General features: G+C 38.7%; 14 protein-coding genes. 12 read left to right on the forward strand and 2 right to left on the reverse strand.

Features of this window, described 5'->3' with window-relative positions; all coding sequences use genetic code 11:
* Positions 1-26: 26 nt before the first annotated feature.
* Positions 27-1,088 (reverse strand): WD40/YVTN/BNR-like repeat-containing protein, encoded by a 1,062-nt coding sequence (locus tag K5G00_RS08105; protein ID WP_238765639.1) that lies wholly within the window; start codon positions 1,086-1,088, stop codon positions 27-29.
* Positions 1,089-1,210: 122 nt separating this feature from the next.
* Between K5G00_RS08105 and K5G00_RS08110 the strand changes: the two genes are divergently transcribed.
* From K5G00_RS08110 to K5G00_RS08165, 12 genes are all read left to right on the forward strand, one after another.
* Entirely contained in the window at positions 1,211-1,804 is a 594-nt protein-coding gene (locus tag K5G00_RS08110) for an RNA polymerase sigma-70 factor (protein WP_238765640.1), read from the forward strand.
* A gap of 147 nt (positions 1,805-1,951) precedes the next feature.
* Positions 1,952-2,929, forward strand: a complete 978-nt coding sequence (locus K5G00_RS08115; RefSeq protein ID WP_238765641.1) for a FecR family protein — start codon at positions 1,952-1,954, stop codon at positions 2,927-2,929.
* 223 nt (positions 2,930-3,152) lie between these two features.
* Positions 3,153-6,524, forward strand: coding sequence for a SusC/RagA family TonB-linked outer membrane protein (locus K5G00_RS08120; protein ID WP_238765642.1), 3,372 nt, complete (start codon positions 3,153-3,155; stop codon positions 6,522-6,524).
* A gap of 16 nt (positions 6,525-6,540) precedes the next feature.
* Complete coding sequence (locus tag K5G00_RS08125) at positions 6,541-8,289, forward strand: RagB/SusD family nutrient uptake outer membrane protein (protein ID WP_238765643.1); 1,749 nt, start codon at positions 6,541-6,543, stop codon at positions 8,287-8,289.
* 69 nt (positions 8,290-8,358) lie between these two features.
* Entirely contained in the window at positions 8,359-9,714 is a 1,356-nt protein-coding gene (locus K5G00_RS08130; RefSeq protein WP_238765644.1) for a sulfatase-like hydrolase/transferase, read from the forward strand.
* Between the two features lie 49 nt (positions 9,715-9,763).
* Positions 9,764-11,197 carry a sulfatase-like hydrolase/transferase gene (locus K5G00_RS08135; protein WP_238765645.1) on the forward strand — a complete coding sequence of 478 codons (1,434 nt, stop codon included), beginning with the start codon at positions 9,764-9,766 and terminating at the stop codon, positions 11,195-11,197.
* Positions 11,198-11,410: 213 nt separating this feature from the next.
* Positions 11,411-13,030 (forward strand): sulfatase family protein, encoded by a 1,620-nt coding sequence (locus K5G00_RS08140; RefSeq protein WP_238765646.1) that lies wholly within the window; start codon positions 11,411-11,413, stop codon positions 13,028-13,030.
* A gap of 145 nt (positions 13,031-13,175) precedes the next feature.
* On the forward strand, positions 13,176-14,798 hold the full coding sequence (locus K5G00_RS08145) for a sulfatase family protein (protein WP_238765647.1): 1,623 nt from the start codon (positions 13,176-13,178) through the stop codon (positions 14,796-14,798).
* A gap of 9 nt (positions 14,799-14,807) precedes the next feature.
* The gene (locus K5G00_RS08150; RefSeq protein ID WP_238765648.1) at positions 14,808-16,325 is read left to right on the forward strand and encodes a sulfatase; all 1,518 of its coding nucleotides are present in this window, start codon (positions 14,808-14,810) and stop codon (positions 16,323-16,325) included.
* A gap of 1 nt (position 16,326) precedes the next feature.
* Positions 16,327-17,931, forward strand: coding sequence for a sulfatase family protein (locus K5G00_RS08155; protein WP_238765649.1), 1,605 nt, complete (start codon positions 16,327-16,329; stop codon positions 17,929-17,931).
* Positions 17,932-18,032: 101 nt separating this feature from the next.
* Entirely contained in the window at positions 18,033-18,662 is a 630-nt protein-coding gene (locus tag K5G00_RS08160; RefSeq protein WP_238765650.1) for an ankyrin repeat domain-containing protein, read from the forward strand.
* 278 nt (positions 18,663-18,940) lie between these two features.
* Positions 18,941-20,200 (forward strand): uroporphyrinogen decarboxylase family protein, encoded by a 1,260-nt coding sequence (locus tag K5G00_RS08165; RefSeq protein ID WP_238765651.1) that lies wholly within the window; start codon positions 18,941-18,943, stop codon positions 20,198-20,200.
* A gap of 184 nt (positions 20,201-20,384) precedes the next feature.
* Here the strand turns inward: K5G00_RS08165 and K5G00_RS08170 are convergent, their stop codons facing one another.
* Positions 20,385-21,770, reverse strand: coding sequence for a T9SS type A sorting domain-containing protein (locus K5G00_RS08170; RefSeq protein ID WP_238765652.1), 1,386 nt, complete (start codon positions 21,768-21,770; stop codon positions 20,385-20,387).
* Positions 21,771-21,960 lie beyond the last annotated feature (190 nt).

Raw genomic sequence — 21,960 nt, forward strand, 5'->3', positions numbered from 1 at the left:
GGTTCCGGAAAATATAGCCCGTTTTTTTAATTGAATTCAACACGGGCAATTCTTCCCTCTGCACCGGCAACAAAACCAGCTAATTTTCCCGGTACGGCGCGAAACGTATAATAATTGGTTTTAACAAGAAAACTCCAGTTCTTTCCCCCGTCAACTGAAAGATCGCAGCCGGTTTTGCCAATAGCGAAAAAGAAATTTTCTTTCTCATCAGCAACAAACTGCACGCAAGAGCGGTATTCTTCAGGCATTTTTTCAGCGGAAATCCAGTTCTTTCCCCCGTCGGTTGTGTAAGCAGCAATCTGTTTATTTTGCTCTGGCTTGTCATATGTACCGCCAATAACAACTCCTTCCCTCTCATTTTTAAAACTAATCGAAAAAATTCCGGACGACGGTTTTCCCTGAATCACTGGTGTTTTTACAAGCTCCCAGTTTTCGCCAAAATCTTCCGAATAAAAAACGCGGGCAGCTGCTCCTCCCGTTGCAATCCATGCTTTCCCGGAGGATAAAAATTCAATACAGGTATTTGATGCGGCAAAATGAGCTTCTCCATCCACTACAGCCGGAAGGTTCTCTATCTTTCTCCAGTTTTTCCCTCCATCTGTCGTTTTTATCAGCAAGGGCTTTCCATCAATCTGGTCGCTTACTGCCAGCCCTGTGTCACTGTCGGAAAATTTCACGCTATCGAAAAAAGCGCCTTGTGCAGCATTTTTATACACCACCTTCCAGCTTTCTCCTCCGTCTTCGGTTAAAAAACCAAAATCGGGTCCGGCAACTCCAAAAACCAAAGCCTTGTTTTTATCCCACGCATGAATACTTCTGAAGTCATTCGCTGTTTGCCCGGGAACCTTCACGTCAATCCAATTCTTGCCTCCGTCAGTTGACCGCAAAACGGTTCCGCCCGAACCACTCGCCCAAATCACGTTTTCATCCACAACAAACAACCCGCGAATACTCGCATCGGAATTTGTCTGCAATTCCACAAATTCAAGATTGAGGTTTGTCAATGTTTCATTTTTTTTCTGCCCAACAGCTGAAGTGAAAATATTCAGTGTCCAAACTAAAATAATTACGGGAAGTAAATGACTCATATTTTTATTGTTTTTTACGAGTACAAATCTAACTTTTATTCATGTTATTGTTGATCTATTAACTTTCTTCTCAAAAATTTGGGTTCTTTTTTTCATATTTTTGTCTACAACTACAACCGGCTATGCGTAAAGTAACGGAAATTAATAAAGTTATAAATGAACTTCGTAAAGGTAAAACTCCCGCCTACGAGAAATTATTTAAACTTTACTATCCCCGATTATTTAAATATGCGCATCATTTTCTGGATGATTCTTTTGTTACTGAAGATCTCATACAAGAAGTGTTTATTGAAGTATGGAACAAAAGAAAATTATTTATCAGCGAAAAGCAGTTTACCTCCTATCTTTTCAAAATGGTTAGAAATAAATGCCTGAACATATTAAAACGAAAAGTAATAGAAGAAAAATATTTAAGTTCTCAGGCACAATTAAAATCAGAGGAGTTATATCACATAAGTTTTGGCATCGAAGACGATTTTGATTCCATGGAAAAGAATTTGTCTCAAATTATTGAAGATGTTATCACTCAAATGCCTGACCGTTGCAGTGAAGCCTTTCACTTAAAATGGATTGAGGGTAAAAAAATACGGGAGATTTCAGAAATCATGAATATTTCGACAACTATGGTCGATAAGCATCTGGCTAAAGGACTTGAAATTGCACGGAAAAAATTTATTCCGCCATTGTTGCTGTTATACATTTGCACAAAAAGGTAAAAATTATACGCCAACCTGACTTAAAGCGACAAAAAGCAAAAATGAAATCTCCGACATCCCCACTTTCCCACTTCTCAAAAAATATAATTCTTAAGGTTGGTAAAATTGAAACTGGATTGTCTATTCTTTAAAACCACGCAAAAGAGCATGAGCAACGAAAAAATAAAAGAGTTAATTCAAAATTTTTTGGAAGGAAAACTTTCGGAAGAAAAAGAGGAGTTTCTGCTTTCCTGGGTAAAGGAGAGCGAAACAAACAAAAATCTTTTTCTTTCGGAGCAGGAGAATATACAAAATGATTTACTCTCTTCAACTGATCGCCGCCTGGAAATGAGATGGCGCTCGTTATTGAAAAAAATTCAAAACACAGAAAAACATCAAAGAGGAAAAATAAAACTACGAAGAACTGCGTCTGTGGCTGCAGCATTTATTTTTGGGGTTTTGTTCACTTTTTGGGCAACTGAAACCCGCGACGTAACATCAGTATTGGTTACTCAAAACATCTCAACTCCCCTGGGAGCAAAAACAAATTTTGAACTACCTGATGGTTCTGTGGTTTGGCTCAACTCGGGTTCCAAACTTTCCTACCCTTCAGAATTTGGAGAAATTCGTTCAGTAAAACTCACAGGTGAAGCGTTTTTTGATGTCAAAAAAGACAAAAAACATTTTGTCATTTCAACAGAATATGGCAACGTAGAAGTTCAGGGTACATCGTTTAATGTAAAAGCTTTCAAAAATGAAGTTTTTGAGACGACGCTTGTTTCGGGAATTGTAAGCATTACCGAAAAAAATACAAAAAAACGGGTTACTCTGCATCCCGGACAACAAGCCGATATTTTGGAATCAAAAATTAGTGTAAAAAATGTCGATACTGAACTTTACACTTCGTGGAAAGAGGGAAAACTTATCTTCAGGGAAGAATATTTGCCCTCAGCAGTTAAACGACTTGAAAGATGGTACAATGTTACGATTGAACTGGACGACGATCCCCGGTTATCAAAAATATGGTATTCAGGAACACTTGAAATGGAGTCTTTCAGCGAAGTATTGGAATTACTAAAGGTTACTGCTCCGATATCGTATTATTACAATGAAAAAACCCGTACAATACGGATATTTTATGATTAGATAATTTTTAACGCTTAAACGAAATGCCTATGTGAACACTCATTAAATCTGAATCCTTATGATTTCAAGAGAATAAAATCATTTTTTACTCTTAAAAATTGAGGATTCGCCTTTAAGCTATTTATAAAAAAAAAGAGGCAAAACCACTGTCCGCCAAGTCATGTGATATTCACCTCTTAAGAATTTTGATTTAACACAAATAATTAAACCAAAAAACAAAATTATGAAAAAAATTCGGTTATGCCCGGGTAACATGCCTGTGGCATATAAAATGCTAATGAAAATGAAACTAACAGTCTTCTTAATTCTAATTACATTTTTAGGCAGTATCGCTTCAGAAAGCTATTCGCAGTCAACTAAGCTTACCTTAAATATGAGGAATTCAACTGTGAAAGAAATTCTTGGCCAAATTGAGGATCAAAGTGAATTTCGTTTCTTTTACAGCGATAGGGTGGATGTTGACAGAGTTACATCAATCTCTCAAAAGAACAAAAAAATCTTCGAGATTCTGGATGAATTATTTGATAATACCAGTGTTACCTACGAAGTAAGAGGCCGGCAAATAGCGCTTTCCAAAGACTCTGAAGAAATCGCCAATTTCTCTTTTCTACAGAGTCAGCAACAGCCAAATACAGTTACAGGAATAGTAACTGATTCTAATAATCAACCACTACCTGGAGTGACTGTAGTATTAAAAGGTACCACGCAAGGGGCAGTGACAGATGTAAAAGGAAAATATACGCTAGAAAATGTTTCCGGTGATGCTGTTCTTGTTTTTTCATTTGTTGGTATGAAATTACAGGAAATTCCGATAAGTAACCAGACGCAAATCAACGTTACGTTAGAAGAAGATGTAATAGGTTTAGAAGAGGTTGTTGCCATCGGTTATGGTTCAGTAAAAAAAAGTGATTTGACAGGTTCCGTTTCCAGAGTGTCCAGTGAAACAATAACAGAGCGCCAGGGGGTATCTTTAGTTCAATCTTTACAGGGTTCAACTGCAGGATTGAATGTAGGACAAGTTAATCAGGCTGGAGAGAATCCAAATATCTCTATTCGAGGAAGGACATCAATATCTGGTAGTCAGAACCCATTAATTGTTGTAGATGGTGTAATTTTTCGTGGTAGTATGGTAGATATTAACCCAAACGATATCGAATCAATTGATATATTGAAAGATGCGAGTTCAACAGCAATTTATGGCTCTCAGGCGACAAATGGTGTCGTAATTATCACAACAAAAGTTGGAGAAAAAAGTACTAAACCAACCATTACTTATTCAGGCAGGTACACTTTTGAAACACCATCTGTAGAATTCGTTCCAGAAACTCCTGAGCAACATATTCAAAGGATTATTGCAGGACACTTTTTTAATAGTCGTACCGAAGAATCAGGGTATCTCGAATCAAATCCAAATTGGGAAGTAGGAAGTTTGATGCGCGATGCGGAACAATTAAGGGCAATTGAGAACAATTTGACTTTTGATTGGTATGATTATGTTACGAGAGATAAAATGCACACTCAAAACCACAACATCTCACTTCAGCAGCGGACAGCAAGTTCTGGGTATTTTGTATCGATTGGATACACCGACCAGGTCGGGTATATGCTTAACGAAGATTACAGCCGTTGGAATGCCCGTATCAACCTCGACAACCAAATTACCGATTGGTTTAAAATGGGAATACAATCTTTTATGACACTCAGCGATTATTCAGGACAGGACTTGCCTCTTGGAAACCGTTATCGAGATGACTGGTTTGATCCACCTTACTATGAGGATGGCGTTACACTTAATCCTTTTCCACATGCTGTAGGTGTCAGTACAAACTCGATTTACCTTGCAAATGCCGATGATTACAATAAACGGTATAATATGTTCGGAAATATATATGCTTCTATAAAACTTCCTTTTATAGAAGGGTTGACATTTAAACCCAACTTTAACATAAACTACATAACACTTAGTCAATACTGGTTTCGTGATTATGCAAACAGTTTTATAGGAGAAGGTCAAAAATATGAAGAACGTCGGACTGAAATGACCAACGACAATATATTGAATTATGAGCATTCTTTTGATGATACTCACGCAATAAATGCCACATTTGTTTTTGGAACTGAACAACGAATGGCTACCTCTACACAGGCTAATGCAGCTGGATTCGCATCAAAGGAATTAGGGTACGACAAACTGGAAGCAGGGGACGCTACTTTACAGTCAGTTAACACAGGCGCTTGGGAGGAAGCTTCACTTTATACTATGGGTAGACTTTTTTATGGATACAAAAAGAAATATCTTTTTACCGGAACCATCAGGCGTGATGGTTTTTCTGGCTTCTCAACCCAAAATAAATTCGGGACATTCCCCTCTGCTTCGTTTGCATGGGTTATATCCGAAGAATCGTTTATGGAAAAATTAACATGGCTTGACAATTTGAAAATCCGGGCTTCGTATGGAAGTAATGGAAACCGTACTATTGGGCGTTACCAAACTTTGGCAAGAGTTAACGGCAATTTTAATTACATCGACGGTGGTCAAACACCAGTATATACTCAGGGAATCACTGAGTTAGCAAGTCCAAATTTAAAATGGGAAACCACCACCGGATTAAATCTGGGGTTGGATTTTTCGGTATTGGGCCAGCGTCTTTGGGGGACTGTTGAATATTATAATAATAACACCAAGAATTTGCTTTATGATGTTGATATACCGGGTATCTCCCGTTTTGAAACTTTTCCTGATAATTTAGGAAAAATTCATAATTATGGTTTTGAAGTAACTCTATCTTCCATAAATGTAGAGCACAATGATTTTAGATGGAATAGCTCTTTAGTTTTTTCACTAAATCGCGATGAACTCGTTGAGTTATTAGGATACGATAATGATGGCGATGGTGTTGAAGACGATCTTGTTTCCGAAGGACTATTTATCGGAGAGTCGCTGAATGCCATTTACGATTATTACACAACAGGAGAACTTTGGCAGTTCGATGATTATTATGCTGGGGCAATACCAGTCACGGCTGATTTGGGTTCTTATAAAATACTGGATTATGATGAAAGTGGGATAATTGACCCATTGGATAAACATATCCTTGGAACTTCTGATCCATTATTCCGAATCGCTATTGACAACAGTTTTATTTATAAAAACTGGAAGTTGTCGTTTTTTATTAATTCTGTTTGGGGTAACGATAAATTTTATCTGGGAAAAGATGATATGATGTCATTTAATAGCCTGAATGGAACAATGTTCGATAACACAAACTTCCCGGCCAATAGTGATTTGTGGACACCTGAGAATCAGGATGCCCGTTACCAACGTATGGGCGTTAGTTATTCTAGTGGACTTGGGGCTGGCAGATATATTCCGCGAAGCTTTGTTCGCCTGCAGGACGTTAATCTTTCATATACTTTCAAAGAGTCGCTATTGACCAAGATTAACCTACAGGATTTACGACTATTTTTCAATGGAAAGAATTTACTTACGTTCACCAATTGGAACGGTTGGGACCCTGAAACCGGAGAAAAAATAAGTATGGGAGGAAGGCCTGTTTTAAAAGGGTATACTTTCGGATTAGAAGTTAAATTTTAACTTAAAAAGTAGAAAAATGAAAATGAAAATAAAAATAAAAATTGCGAATATTTTGATGAAATCCCGCACTTTGCTACTTGCTTTGCTTTTTACTTTGTCTTACTCGTGCAATAAAGACGAATTTTTAAAAGAAGAACCACTTGATTTTTATGCGCCTGAGAATTCATATATCACCTATGAAAATTTTGAAGCATCGTTGTTCAACTTATACCAGGTATTTCGGAGCAACTTTTTTCAAACGAGAGATGCTTTTCGTCCCCCACGTGTATCAATGACATGTACCGATATGGTGACGTACGACCAGAATACAGCAGATTTTCCTAATTTGTTAACCCCGCACAGCAACTGGGTCTATACGGCGTTTTGGAAACCTTGTTACCAGATAATTTTTGATGCAAATGTAATTATTGGTCGTTCTGATGCTGAGATTTCTGAATTAACTGAAGAACAAAAAGTACTTGTACAGGCGGAAGCAAAGTTCTTTAGAGGATACTGCTATAAAATGTTGGCGGATATCCATGGCGGAGTGCCCATAACTTTGGAAGAAACAACTGAGCCAAAACGGGACTTCGTAAGAGCATCGCGAGACGAAGTGTACCAGCAAAGTGTGGATGATTTGAAATTTGCGGCTGCAAACCTTCTGGCGATAACTGAAACCGATGATGCACGAGTAAGTAATTTAGCAGCTTACCATGCATTAGCTGAGGCATATCTTTGCCTGAAAGATTATGATAATGCTATCGCAGCAGCTAGCGTTACTATTGATGCTCCGGAAACCGCGCTTATGACAGAGCGTTTTGGATCGCGGGTTAACGACGAACCTGTGCCTGGAGTACCGTGGGCTAATGGAGGTGATGTATATTGGGATCTTTTTAGAAAAGATAATCAAAACAGGTCATCAGGAAATACCGAATCGTTGTGGACTATTCAATTTGCCCGTAACGTCCCAGGGGGATATGATGATGTGTCTCTTAATAACGGAGGCTATCGCTGGGAAACCTGTTCTGGACCTCGCACCTGGCGAATTAAAATTGACGGGAATGCATTTTTACCTACTGCCAATACCTACTATGGTGGACGTGGTGCGGGACAAATGAAACCAAGTCTATATTTTTACAATAAAATCTGGAATGACAGTGGTTGGGATCAGGATATGCGTAATGCAGATCATAACATAGTTCGTGATCTCATGGTAAACGACCCAAACTCACCTCATTATGGACAATGGATACTCAAAGATAATTTGGTAGAATTCAAAACAGCAGATGATACTTGTCGCGATTATTTTCACATTGTTGCCAAAATTATGAGTATGGGTGACCATCCGGCTGAGGTTTGGCTGGAGGACCAAACAGTCCCCGGAAGTATTACAATGGAAGGAGGCCCTTCCAATACAACTTACGCCAACATTTACCAGATCAGACTGGCTGAAACCTATTTGGTTAGAGCCGAAGCATATCTGGGCAAAGGAGATAAGGCTAATGCAGCCAAAGATATTAATGTCGTGAGAAGCAGGGCACAGGCACCTGAAGTAGCTGCTGAAGACGTTGATATTGACTATATTCTTGACGAAAGAGCTCGTGAGTTAGCTTTTGAAGAAAACAGGTTACAAACTCTATGCAGACTTGGTAAATTAGTGGAACGGAACAGGCTTTACAATACACTTTTTGATCTCTACGACCATCAAAATCTATGGCCCATTCCATACAGTGAAATTCAAAAAAATACCGAGGCTGAGTTAACTCAGAATCCAGGTTACAATTAAAATTTTCAAACAGGCAATTATGGTTGGGAAAACCATAATTGCCGTTGTAATATTTTTAATTTCAAACATATGGGTAATATACACTGTTTAGTGGTATTTATTATAATACAACTCTTTTATATTCCTTTTGAAACAGGAAATAAACATAACTCTCCAAAAAATCAAAAGCCAAATATTGTTTTAATAATGGCTGATGACATGGGCTATGAGACTTTGGGTGTAAATGGCAGCGTCGAATATTCTACTCCTGTACTGGATCGTATTGCAAAAAAAGGAACTCGTTTTACGCAGTGCTATTCCCAGCCTTTATGTACTCCTTCAAGAGTAAAGATAATGACGGGGAAACATAATTTCAGGAACTATGAATATTTTGGATACTTAAATGAAAATGAAAAAACTTTTGGTCATTTAATGCAGGAAGCAGGATATAAAACCTGCATTGTTGGAAAGTGGCAGTTAAATGGAATTGTTTTTAAAATTCCTGGTTATGATGATTTAACCCGGCCCGGCAAAATGGGATTTGAAGAATTCGCTCTTTGGCAGGTTACCGACAACAATGGGTCGAGATATGCAAATCCGTATATTAATACCAATGGAGTTGCTAAATTTTATGGAATCGATAAATATGGTCCGGACATTTTTTCTGATTATGCGGTGGATTTTATAAAAAGAAATAAAAATAATCCTTTCTTTTTATATTATCCGATGGTTTTGGTTCACAGCCCTTTTGTTCCAACTCCTGATTCACCTGAATGGCTTGATAAAACGTTGAGAGATAAAAACGATACTTCATTTTTTGCTGACATGATGAACTATACCGATAAAATTGTCGGTAAAATTGAAGAGGCGTTACAAGATAACAATGTGTATGAAAATACTTTATTCATTTTTACCGCAGATAACGGAACGCACTTTACCATTTATTCCAATACAAAAGACCGAGTTGTAAAAGGCGCCAAGGGAAATACCATTACAGATGGAACACACGTACCTTTAATTGCTCACTGGCCCAAATACAATGAAAATAGTTCAGTATGTTCAAATTTGATCTCTTTTGCTGATTTTATGCCCACTTTTGCCGATTTGCTGGATAACAGCGTTGAAACAGATGGTAACTCGTTTTTGCCTGCAATAAGTTCAAAAGATCCACAAAAAGAGCAAGATAAGATATTGATATATTACGATCCAATGTGGAATAGCAGGGTAAATAAGTACCGGGGATATTTTGCACAAACTACCGGTTATAAATTATACAATAGCGGAAAGTTTTATAATATAAAAAACGATATTCTTGAAGAGAATCCTTTAATTTATGATAATTTGTCTGGTAAAGAGAAAAATATATACAATGAACTAAAAAAGGAGTTGAAAAAAGTAACCCATTGGAATCCCGATGGCGGAGCCAAACCAAATCCTGTAGAATAAGATTATTCTTTTGTGATACAGGAACATTTCAAACTTAAAACCAAAGAAAATGAACAAACAAATATTGATAGTAATTATTCTAATTTCGTTTTTTCAAAATGCTTTAGCAATAAATAGTGACGGTAAAAATAAATCCAACTTAAACATATTGTTTATTCTTACAGACGATATGGGATATGCGGATTTAGGCTGCTATGGCGGAGTTTCCAACACGCCCAATTTAGATAATCTTGCTGAAAAAGGCATTCTGTTTACAAATTTTTATGCTGCTGCTCCCAATTGTTCTCCGTCGCGGGCCGGTTTAATGACAGGTCGTTCTCCTTCGCGTGTTGGAATGTACAACTACCGCCCGCCAAAACATCCGATGCATTTAAGAGATTCTGAGATTACCATTGCCGAAATACTCAAAGAAGAACATTATCAAACCGCTCATTTTGGGAAATGGCATCTCGGATGTTTGCCCCAGGATTCTTTATTAAATCACCCGCAACCGATTGACCAGGGCTTTGATTATTCCCTGGGTACAGAAAATAATGCTGTCCCGTCGCATCTCAACCCCGTAAATTTTGTTAGAAACGGAAAGGAAATTGGTGAAGTTCAAGGTTACTCTTGTCAAATTGTTGCCGATGAAGCAATATCGTGGTTGAAAAACAGATATAAAAAGGAATCTCCGTTTTTTATGTATGTAGCTTTTCATGAACCTCATATGAAAGTTGCTTCTCCTCCTGAGTTGGTGAAAAAATACAGTACTTACCCTCCGAAGGATGCTGAATACCTTGCAAATGTTGAAAACATGGATTTGGCCGCTGGTAGATTATTGGCCTATCTTGAGGAAAATAATCTGACCGAAAACACATTGATTTTTTTTAGTTCAGACAATGGTTCTTACCGGAGCGCTTCAAATGGAAACCTCAGAGCCGTTAAAAGTTATCTTTATGACGGCGGAATTCGCGTGCCCGGTATAATAAGCTGTCCGGCAATATTCCAGAAGAATAAGGTTGTTGACGAATCAGCAGGCTTCGTAGACATGCTGCCAACAATATGCGAGATTGTAGGGAAAGATGTTCCAAAAGACAGAGTTATAGACGGAACAAGTATCCTTAACCTTCTGGAAGGAAAAGATTTTGACCGGAAAAACAATCTGTTTTGGTTCTTTTACAGAACAACTCCTGAAATAGCCATGAGGATAGATAATTATATGATTATGGGTAAGGATAATGATTCGATAAAAAGGGCACATTCATTTTCAAAGCCTGATATGGATTATATCAATATTATGGCAGTAAAAGAATTTGAATTATATGATTTGGGTGAAGATATTGGAGAGCAAAAAAATATAATCAATAGTTGTCCGGAAGCCGGGATTTACAAACAAAAGATTAAAGATAAACTCACGGAGATTCAAAAAAGTGGATATAAATGGAAATCTCTTCCACCGCCAAATGAAAACAGAAAATACAAGACAGACTGGGTAGAATACTAGCCAATAGCTTTAAGCCATTATAGAAAAATGAGAAATAAAAAAAATGAAATATATAAAATCAACAAAGTCTATTGCAGCAATTTGTCAAAACTTTAAAATGTTTATGATAGTCAAGTTTAGTTAATGTTACAGATAGCTTTCAGACAAGCTGAAAGCTATCCCTTTTTAAATATTGTATTAATTTTACGATAATCAACTTTTAAGATAGAAACTATGCACCGAAATTATCAAATCCGAATTGTCTTTTTACTGGCTATTTGCAGCGTGTTAATTATTTCCTGTTCTCCCCAACAGGAAGAAACCAGGCAGCCGCCAAATATTATCTACATCATGAGTGACGACCATGCCTACCAGGCAATCAGCGCATATGGTTATGGATTAAACGAAACACCAAATATCGACAGACTCGCAAACGAAGGAGCAATTTTCACCAGGGCTTGTGTTACCAACTCCATTTGTGCTCCCAGCAGGGCGGTCATGTTAACCGGAAAACACAGCTTTGTAAATGGTAAAGTAGACAATGTTCAGCCTTTTAACTGGGATCAGCCAAATTTCCCAAAATTACTGCAGGCAGCCGGGTACCAAACCGCTATGATTGGTAAAATTCATTTGGATGGCAGCCCACAGGGATTTGATTATTCAATGGTGTTACGGGGGCAAGGCAATTATTACAATCCCGAGTTTATGGTTAACGGGAGCGGGAAATGGGAACGGATTGAAGGATATTGTACCGACATCATTACCGACAGTTTGCTGAACTGGCTGCAATACAAAAGAGATCCAGATAAACCGTTCTGCGCCTTATACCACCAGAAAGCTCCGCACCGTAACTGGAAACCGGCTCAGGAATATCTTGCCCTGTACGACGATAAAACATTTGACCCTCCATCCAACTACTTCGATGATTATAAAAACAGGGGAACTGCAGCAAAAGAGCAGGAGATGAAAGTTGACGGTCATGCGCAATGGGGTCAAGATTTCAAAATGATTGTTGACCCCAATGGCGACAGTACAGGATTTATGAATCAACTAAAACGTTTCAACCAGGAACAGATGGATGACTGGCTGGCGGCATATACTCCAAAAAATGAAGCGATGAAAGCACAAAAGCTTTCAGAAAAAGAAGTTGCGCTTTGGAAATTTAACCGTTATATCAAAGATTACCTGCGCTGCATCCAATCGGTTGACGACGGTGTGGGCGAATTGCTTGATTATCTTGATGAATCAGGATTAGCTGAAAATACAATCGTGGTCTACACTTCCGACCAGGGATTTTATCTTGGTGAACATGGTTGGTTTGATAAACGGTTTATGTATGAAGAATCGTTCAAAACACCACTTCTAGTAAGGTACCCGAAAGAGATTAAACCCAACACAAAAGTTACCAAATTGGTTCAGAACCTCGACTTTGCTCCTACCTTTCTTGATTATGCAGGTGTTGGCATCCCGGAAGAAATGCAGGGAGAATCTTTCCGCAAACTGGTAAGCGGAGAAACAGATGAGTGGCGCGATGCTGTTTATTACACCTACTACGAATATCCGTCGGTTCACATGGTAAAACGTCATTATGGTGTTGCAACTGAACGTTATAAACTGATGCATTTTTACTATGATATTGACGAATGGGAAATGTATGATCTGGAAAAGGACCCGACCGAAATGCATAACATTTATGACGACCCGGCCTATGCAGACGTTCAAAAAATGATGCACGAAAAACTAACAGAATTGCGTAAATATTATGGCGACAGTGAGGAGATGGATCAAAAATATCTCAAGGAATATCTCGATGTAATGGAACAAAGAAGACAAGCAAGAGAGGCACGTCAGTAACGGTAAGTGGAGTGAGTTTTCACACTGTATATTGCACAAAGCTTAAGTGTATTCTTAAAACTTTTAATTAAAAAATCACCCGGGAGAAAAAAATATAATCTAAAAAACGGTCAAATCATCCACAACAAAAATGAAAAATCATAAAATGAAGCGAAATCTATTAAAATCACTTTTCATTATCGCAGTTATAACAGGAATTTTTGCTTGTACTTCTACTCTTCAAAAAGAGGAGCAAAAACCCAATATCATCTATATAATGAGCGACGATCACGGCTACCAGGCAATTAGTGCATATGGTTTTGGTATTAATCAAACGCCGAATATAGATCGGATCGCCGAGGGGGGGGCTATTTTTACCCGGGCATGTGTCACCAATTCGCTTTGTGCACCAAGCCGGGCTGTTTTACTCACCGGAAAACACAGTTTTAAAAATGGTAAAGTAGATAACGTACAAGCCTTTAACTGGGATCAACCCAATTTCCCCAAAATACTTCAGGCCAATGGTTACCAGACAGCGATGATTGGGAAAATCCATCTGGATGGAATTCCGCAGGGGTTTGATTTTTCGATGGTACTTCCGGGACAAGGAAATTACTACAATCCTGATTTCCTCATTGAAGGCGAAAAAGTGCAAAAAAAAGGGTACGTTACAGAGATTATTACAGAAACAGCCCTCAACTGGTTAAAAAACAAACGTGATCCGAATAAACCATTTTGTCTGCTGTACCATCAAAAGGCCCCTCATCGTGAATGGATGCCCGCCGAAAAATACTATAAACAATACACCAAAATGGAGTTTGAAGAACCAGCCACTCTTTTTGATGATTTTGAAGGAAGAGGAACAGCAGCAAAAGAAGCTGAAATGAATATTTTGAAACATCAGAATTGGGCAGGCGATTCAAAACTTTATCCTGAGGTAATGGACGAGCTTGGGATAGAAGAAACCTCAAACTGGGGAGTAAATGCTTTTAATAACAACACAGGCAGAATGGATGAAACCCAAAAAGCTGCCTGGGACGCTGTTTATCAACCTATAAATGAAGAATTCAAAAGAATCTATCCATCAATAAAATCAGACAATAAAGAACTAATGCACTGGAGATACGAGCGTTATATGCAGGATTATTTAGCTTGTATTGCATCGGTTGACGAAGGAGTTGGAGAATTGCTCGATTATCTGGATGAAGCAGGACTGGCTGACAATACCATTGTTGTTTACACTTCCGACCAGGGATTTTACCTCGGAGAGCACGGCTGGTTTGATAAACGTTTTATGTACAAAGAGTCTTTCAGAACACCGTTGCTCATACGATATCCCAAAGAAATTAAGCCGGGAACAAAAATTGACAAGTTGGTTCAAAACCTCGACTTTGCTCCCACATTTCTTGATTATGCAGGATTGGAAACTCCCACTGAAATGCAGGGAGAGTCTTTCCGCGGCCTGGTAGGTGGCAAAACAGAACAATTCCGCGATTTTGCTTATTACACCTATTATGAATACCCGTCTATTCACATGGTAAAAAGACACTACGGCGTGGCTACCGACAGGTATAAACTCATCCACTTTTATTATGATATTGATGAATGGGAATTATACGATTTGGAAGAAGATCCGATGGAAATGAAAAATGTATACGACGATCCGGCGTATGCCGACGTTCGGGAAATGATGCATGAAAAACTCAACACTGCCAGAGAAAATTACGGAGACAGTGATGCTAACGATCAAAAATATCTGAAAGCTTACCTCGATGTTCAGGCACAATGATAAAATAAAATGAATTTACTTAGTACTTCCATATCAAAAATAAATTCCCAGAGCAGGTACTTGTTTCTTTTGTGTTGGTTTATACTGCCAAATTTTTCAAATGCCCAACCCAATATTTTGCTTATATTCTCCGATGATCTGAACACACGAATAGGTCCATATATGGATGTTAACAAACATACCCCAAACCTTGACCGACTGGCAAGTGAAGGCGTTATGTTTACCAGAGCCTATTGCCAATACCCTCTTTGCGGACCGTCAAGAGCATCGATTATGAGTGGTTTATACCCGGCAAGCAACGGCGTTTTGGTAAATGACGACAAACCTGGTAGCTACAAAAAAATAAACCCGGCTTTAAAAGACCATCCTTCAATGGCCGGATTTTTCCGGGAACAGGGGTATTTCACGGCACGCGTATCAAAAATATTTCATATGGGAGTACCCGGTGGAATTGAACGCGGAGAACCGGGAGGCGACGATCCCACCTCATGGGATTACGCTTTTAACGTGATGGGACCGGAAACCCTGAGCCCAGGTAAACTGGAGTTGCTTTCACCCAAAAGCCTCCATTACGGAGGCAACTTTGCACGAATGATTTTACCCGATTCACTACGTTTTTACCAAACCGACTATATCGCCGCCAACCAGGCTATTGCCATCCTCGAAAGTCGTGCGAAAAAGCCGGCAGAAGGCGCAACAAACAAAAAAAAGATAAAACCGGATGCTCCTTTTTTCCTTTCCGTTGGATTTGTAAGACCTCACGTTCCGCTTATTTCAACTGAGAGTTGTTTTGCCCATTATCCCGACGAAGAGTCGGTTCTGCCACCGGTTGTGGTTAGCGATGATGTACCGGAACAGGCACTTCGGAGACAAAACGAAAAAATCTGGGGTATGAATGAAGTTCAGAAAAAGAAAACCATAAGTTCATACATGGCCAGTGTTCGGTTTATGGATCAACAGGTAGGGCGGCTTTTGAACACGCTTGACCAACTGGATTTACGCAAAAACACCATCGTTATTTTCCTTTCCGATCATGGTTACAACTTAGGCGAACACGATTGCTGGTCCAAAACCAGTTTATGGGAAGGGACCGTCAGGGTGCCATTGATTATTTCAGTTCCGGAAACAGAGGATAATTACAGGGGGGAGTTTCAATCCATTGTTGAACTTATTGATCTTTATCCAACATTGGTTGATCTCTGCGGATACACAAAAGAAGCCCCTGATATTTTGCAGGGGCAAAGCCTTGCTGACGTCATAAAAAATGGCGAGCAAGCGGATAAAAAAACTGAAGCATTTACGGTAACCGACCGAGGCGAATCAGGAACTTTAGTTTTTGGCGACTACAGATACACGCGTTGGGGAGCTGAAGTTGGAGCAGATAATGAAGAATTGTACAATCACATGTCAGACCCGGAAGAACATAAAAATCTGGTAAATAATGCCTCTGCAAAAAACGACCTGGAAACAATGAGAAAAAGATTTGATAAGGCCAAAGAGAAATCGACAAAAACACTAACTCAATAAAATGAAACCAACAAAATTAACCTTGAGATTTCTGTTGATACTGTTTTCTGTTACTGTACAGTCAGGCTGTGACTCAGACTCTGACGAGAAGCAGAAACAAAGACCCAACATTATTTTTATCATGGCCGATGATCATGCCTACCAGGCCATAAGCGCTTATGGTGGAGATTTGGCTGAAATTGCACCAACACCTAACATCGATCGTTTGGCCGAAGCAGGTATGCGTTTTAACCACTGCCTGGTTACCAACTCCATTTGCGGACCTTCGCGTGCCACAATCCTCTCCGGAAAGTATAGCCATGAGAACGGTTTTATTGATAACACGATGGGATCCAGGTTTGATTTTAGCCAACAATCCTATGCCAAGGTTCTTCAAAAAGCAGGTTACAAAACTGCAGTAATTGGTAAACTCCATTTGGGAGGCACACCTACAGGTTTCGATTATTTTGATATTCTTCCCGGACAGGGAAGTTATTACAATCCCACATTTATCAACCAGGATGGCCAGTACAATATGGAAGGTTATACCACTGAGATTATTACAGACAAAACCATCCGATGGCTCAGCGGTGTAAAAGATTCAACAGAGCCTTTTATGGTGATGATGTGGCACAAAGCCCCGCACCGGGCATGGGACCCCGGCCCCAACGAACTGGGGATGTACGAGGATGTAACTTTCCCCGAACCGGCAACGCTTTTTGACGACTATTCAGGAGACCGGGAGGCTGCAGCCCAAAACAATATGACCATTGCTCATACCATGACCCTTAAGCGGGACCTGAAAATGACAAACCAGCCACGCCGGGGCTTAAACGAAGAACAGCTAAAACATTGGAATGCAATGTACGGGCCTATTTATGAAGAATTCAAAAAAACAAATCCAACAGGTAAAGATTTGGTGCGCTTTAAATACCAGCGCTACATGAGAGATTATCTGGCATGTATATCAGCCGTTGATAAAAGTGTCGGTAAACTACTGGACTATTTAAAGGAAACCGGTCTGGATAAAAATACAATAGTAGTTTACAGTTCCGACCAGGGTTTTTACCTGGGTGAACACGGATGGTTTGACAAACGCTGGATGTACAAAGAATCACTCAGAACGCCATTATTAATTCGCTGGCCAGGCGTTGTAGACCCCGGAACCATAAACAACGACCTTGTGTCCAACCTCGATTTTGGAGAGACCTTTATAGATATTGCCGGAGCTGATGCCCCTCAGGAAATGCAGGGACGAAGCATACTGCCCATTTTAAAGGGAAAAACACCTGCTGATTGGAGAAAAGCACACTATTATCATTATTACGAACATCCGTCAGAACACAATGTAATGCGTCATTACGGAATTACCACCGACAAGTATAAACTTATTCACTTCTATTATGATATTGATGACTGGGAACTGTACGATTTGGAAAAGGACCCGATGGAAATGAAAAATGTTTATGATGACGCCGCTTACAATAACATAAAGAAAGAACTTCACGATCAGTTGGAAAAATTGAGAGAAAAATATAATGACAGTGATACTTCAAACCAGCATTTTATAGAAGAATATAAGGAGAAAGTAAAAGCGAATCCAGGAATTGAATACTGGAAACGATAGCTTCAAAAAACAAATTTGAACCAAAGCCCTTCATAGGCTAGAAAGAAAATTAATTTGATTAGTTTTGGCTAAAATATTAAAACATCAACTCTAATCTGAAAATGACTAAAAACAAAAATTCTGCAAATATTTTATCAATAAATACTTTTTTGATTCTGATAACTGTCTTTCTATTTGCTTGTTCCGGAGAGAAAAAAGAAAAAAACAGCCAACCCTCGCCTTCAGAAAAACAACAACAAATAACGCAAAAGCAAACTGAATCAACACTTACAATATTGCCTTCTGCAAGCAACGGTGACCTGGAAAAAGTAAAAGAATTTCTTGAAAAAGGTGCTGATGTTAATGAAAAGGACGGAGATGGCCGCACAGCGCTCATGTACGCATCTTTCAATGGCTACAAGCAGATTGTTGAAGAGCTTTTAAAATACAATGCAGATGTTAACTTAACAGATATAAACGGGCGTTCAGCATTGATGTTTGCTGCTTCAGGGCCTTTCCCTGAAACGGTAAAGATTCTCCTCGAGAAAGATGCAGAACCTAATATTCAGGACAAAGTGGAACATTTCACGGCTTTTATGTTTTCAGCAGCCGAAGGACAACTTGAAAACATTAAAATTCTTTTAGAGTATGGTGCAAACCCAAACCTAAAGGATGTTGACGGAGAAGATGCGCTGATGTTCGCTCAAAATAATGGCCACACCAAGGTAGTTGACTATTTAAAAAGTCTTTAAAAGATTATTTCCATATTACAGAATGAAGAGATTTTTTTGTAATACAAGGATTTCTCTTCATTCCTCATCATGCCTTATTGACAGAAATACCTGACTAATTACCTCTTTACCATAGAATTTCAACCAATTAAAACAAAATATTCTAACAGATAATTTTAATCTTATCCCGGAAAAATTATTTGGAATAATTCTATTTTAAATTTGTCATCCAACGAAACGAAATTTGATATAAATTGGCTTTGGAAGTGTAAACTAATTTAAATAAAACTAAACATGATATGGATTCAAGGCAACAATTTTTAAAAGCTGTAAATCATCAGCAACCCGACAGAATCGTAATTGATCTGGGATCGTCAGGGGTAACCGGTATTCATGTGCAAACCATTTCTCGTTTACGAAGGCATTTTGGTCTTCAGCGAAAACCTATCCGGGTAATTGAACCGTTTCAAATGCTCGGTGAAGTTGGTTGGGAACTTATCGATTCCATCGGCATTGATGTAGTTGGAGCCTGGGGTAAAAACAGCATGTTTGGCTTTTATAACCATGCACCTTACAAAGAATGGAAAACGCCGTGGGGACAGCGCGTTATGGTTCCGGTGAATTTTAATGTAACAACCGATGAAAATGAAAATACACTCATGCATCCGGAAGGCGATATCTCTGTTCCTGCCTCAGCAAAGATGCCAAAATCGGGATTCTTTTTTGATGCTATTATCCGCCAACAACCAATTGTTGAAGAGGAGTTAAATGTAGAAAATAATCTGGAAGAATTTGGATTAATAACAGATGACGAACTGGAACACTGGCGCGTTGAAGTGGACAAAGCTTATTTCTCAGGCAAAGCAGTAATTGCCAACTTTGGGGGAACTGCTCTTGGTGATATTGCCCTGATACCCGGAATTCAACTTAAAAACCCAAAAGGAATTCGTGACGTTGCAGAATGGTATATGAGCACCATTACACGGCCCGATTATATAAAAAATATTTTTGAAAAACAGGTTGAAATCGCAATTGAAAACCTCCGCCGTATTTTTGCGGTTGTGGGCAACAAAGTAAATGCAGTTTTTATTTGCGGAACCGATTTTGGAACCCAAACTTCTACCTTCTGTTCACCGCAACAATTTGATGAAATGTGGCTCCCCTATTACAAAAAAATGAACGACTGGATTCATGAAAATACTGACTGGAAAACATTTAAACATTCATGTGGTGCTGTTGAAACCTTTATGAATAGTTTTATCCGGGCAGGTTTTGATATCATTAACCCGGTTCAGATAAATGCAGCCGGAATGGATCCTAAAAAACTGAAGGAAAAATATGGTAACAATATTATTTTTTGGGGAGGCGGCCTTGACACACAAAAAATACTACCCTTTGGAAAACCAGAAGAAGTGCGTAAACACGTACTTCAAAATTGCGAAATTTTAAACAAAAACGGAGGTTTTATTTTTAATACGGTACACAACACCCAGGCAAATGTCCCGGCAGAAAATATTGTCGCCATGCTGGATGCAATCCGCGAGTTTAACGCAAAATAGTTTTGTTACAGCAAAAAAAGAGACTGTCTCAAAAGTCTGTTTTGATGCCATCCAGAACTAACTTGATCCAAAATCCTCATGGCATTAGATATCTGATTATTTGGATTCTGAAATAAGTTCGGAAAGACGGCCTTTGGAAACTTTTTTGAGACAGCCCTCTCTTAGACGAAAACCATATAAAGAATTACTTTTTAATTAGCATACTTTTCGATTCAACAAAATAATCGGACCTTAACCGGTAAAAATAAATTCCATTTTCTAATCCTTCTGCATTAAAATTAAATTTATGCTCTCCTTTTGCCATTTCTTTGTTCAACAATACTTTTAGCAACTTTCCTTCAACACTTAGTAAAGAAATACTTACCTGACTGTTTTGAGGCAGTTGGAATGGAATTATCGTATTTAACGAAACCGGATTGGGATAATTTTGTCCGAGAGAAAAAACGTTTTCGGAGTTATCAACAACAAACGCATTGGTCGCGGTTATGGTAACACTCATTATTGCGCTGTAATCCGACGTGGTTTCAGAAGTATAGGCACTTATTCGGTAGGTATATTCAACATTCACCACAACAGAAGTATCAGTGTAAGTAGCAACATTAGCCCCGGTGCTGTCGATTAGCATAAAATCACCTCCATCATCAGAACGCTCAATATAAAAACCGGTTTCGTTGTCCGAATTATCGGTCCACATCAAATCAACATCTTCAGTCCCTGCCGTTGCTGACAAATCGGAAGGAGCATCAGGCGTTTCAACAACGTTTCCACCTCCTGTTCCTTCGGTCCAGCTTGCACTGGAAATAGCAATTGTTCCACTGGTTTCGTTATTATTTACAGGGGTAACAAAAACAATCTCACCGGTTTTTGATATAAATTTAATCACAGTTGAACTTGTTTCAATTCCATTACTTGAAAAAGTTGTAACTTCTACTATCCGGAGTGCATTAACTTGTTTTCCGCCCGGGAGCGTCATCACACCATAACCATCTACCTTTTGTGCAACACTAACATCCTGCTCTATTGTGTTCGTTACATCACCACCACCGGGAATAGCAAAAGAAGTTTTTAAAGATTGTGTTCCCGAATATGTTTTTTCATCCTGATAGGTAACAGGAAACTGGTATTCTACCCACGCAGGCTCATACTTAATTACCGTCTCAACATCTCCGCTGGAGATATTTGCCACAGAAGCCGCGCCATAGGAAATCAAATCGCCTGTAATTGAGATATAAGACCAGGTACTCACAAACACAGTATCAAAATTACCTTCGTGGAAGGAAACATATTCAGCATCCGGAAATTCGGAATCATAAGGAGAATTAGCCTTTTGTTGATTTTCACTTTCGTACTCAATAGACACAGTCAGTCCCGTAAAGTCCCATGTGTTTTGTCCCTCAGAACCAATATTGATTTGTGTCGAACTTGTATCCAAATAGGTCGTCATTTCTGTTCCTGTTTCCAACATACTTTCAAAATCAGCAGCAGTTAGTGAAATCTGAGATTGTGATTGTAAAAAAAAAGTAATACCTACAAATAATAAAACAAATTTGATTGGAGTAAAATTTCTCATAATTATTATATTTTAAATTAGACAGCTTTTACACTTAAAAACTTCCTCTAGAAGGGGTTAAACCAGAAGGGCTCTCTTATATTTACTAACAATAAGCAACAAAAGATGTTTAGGTGTTTCTTAAAAGATGTATATGACGGCCAAATTGAAGATTACAGACACCTTTTTTTCCTCAAACAATCAAAAATTT

It is taken from the genome of Maribellus maritimus, assembly GCF_022267315.1.
Classification (GTDB): domain Bacteria; phylum Bacteroidota; class Bacteroidia; order Bacteroidales; family Prolixibacteraceae; genus Draconibacterium; species Draconibacterium maritimum.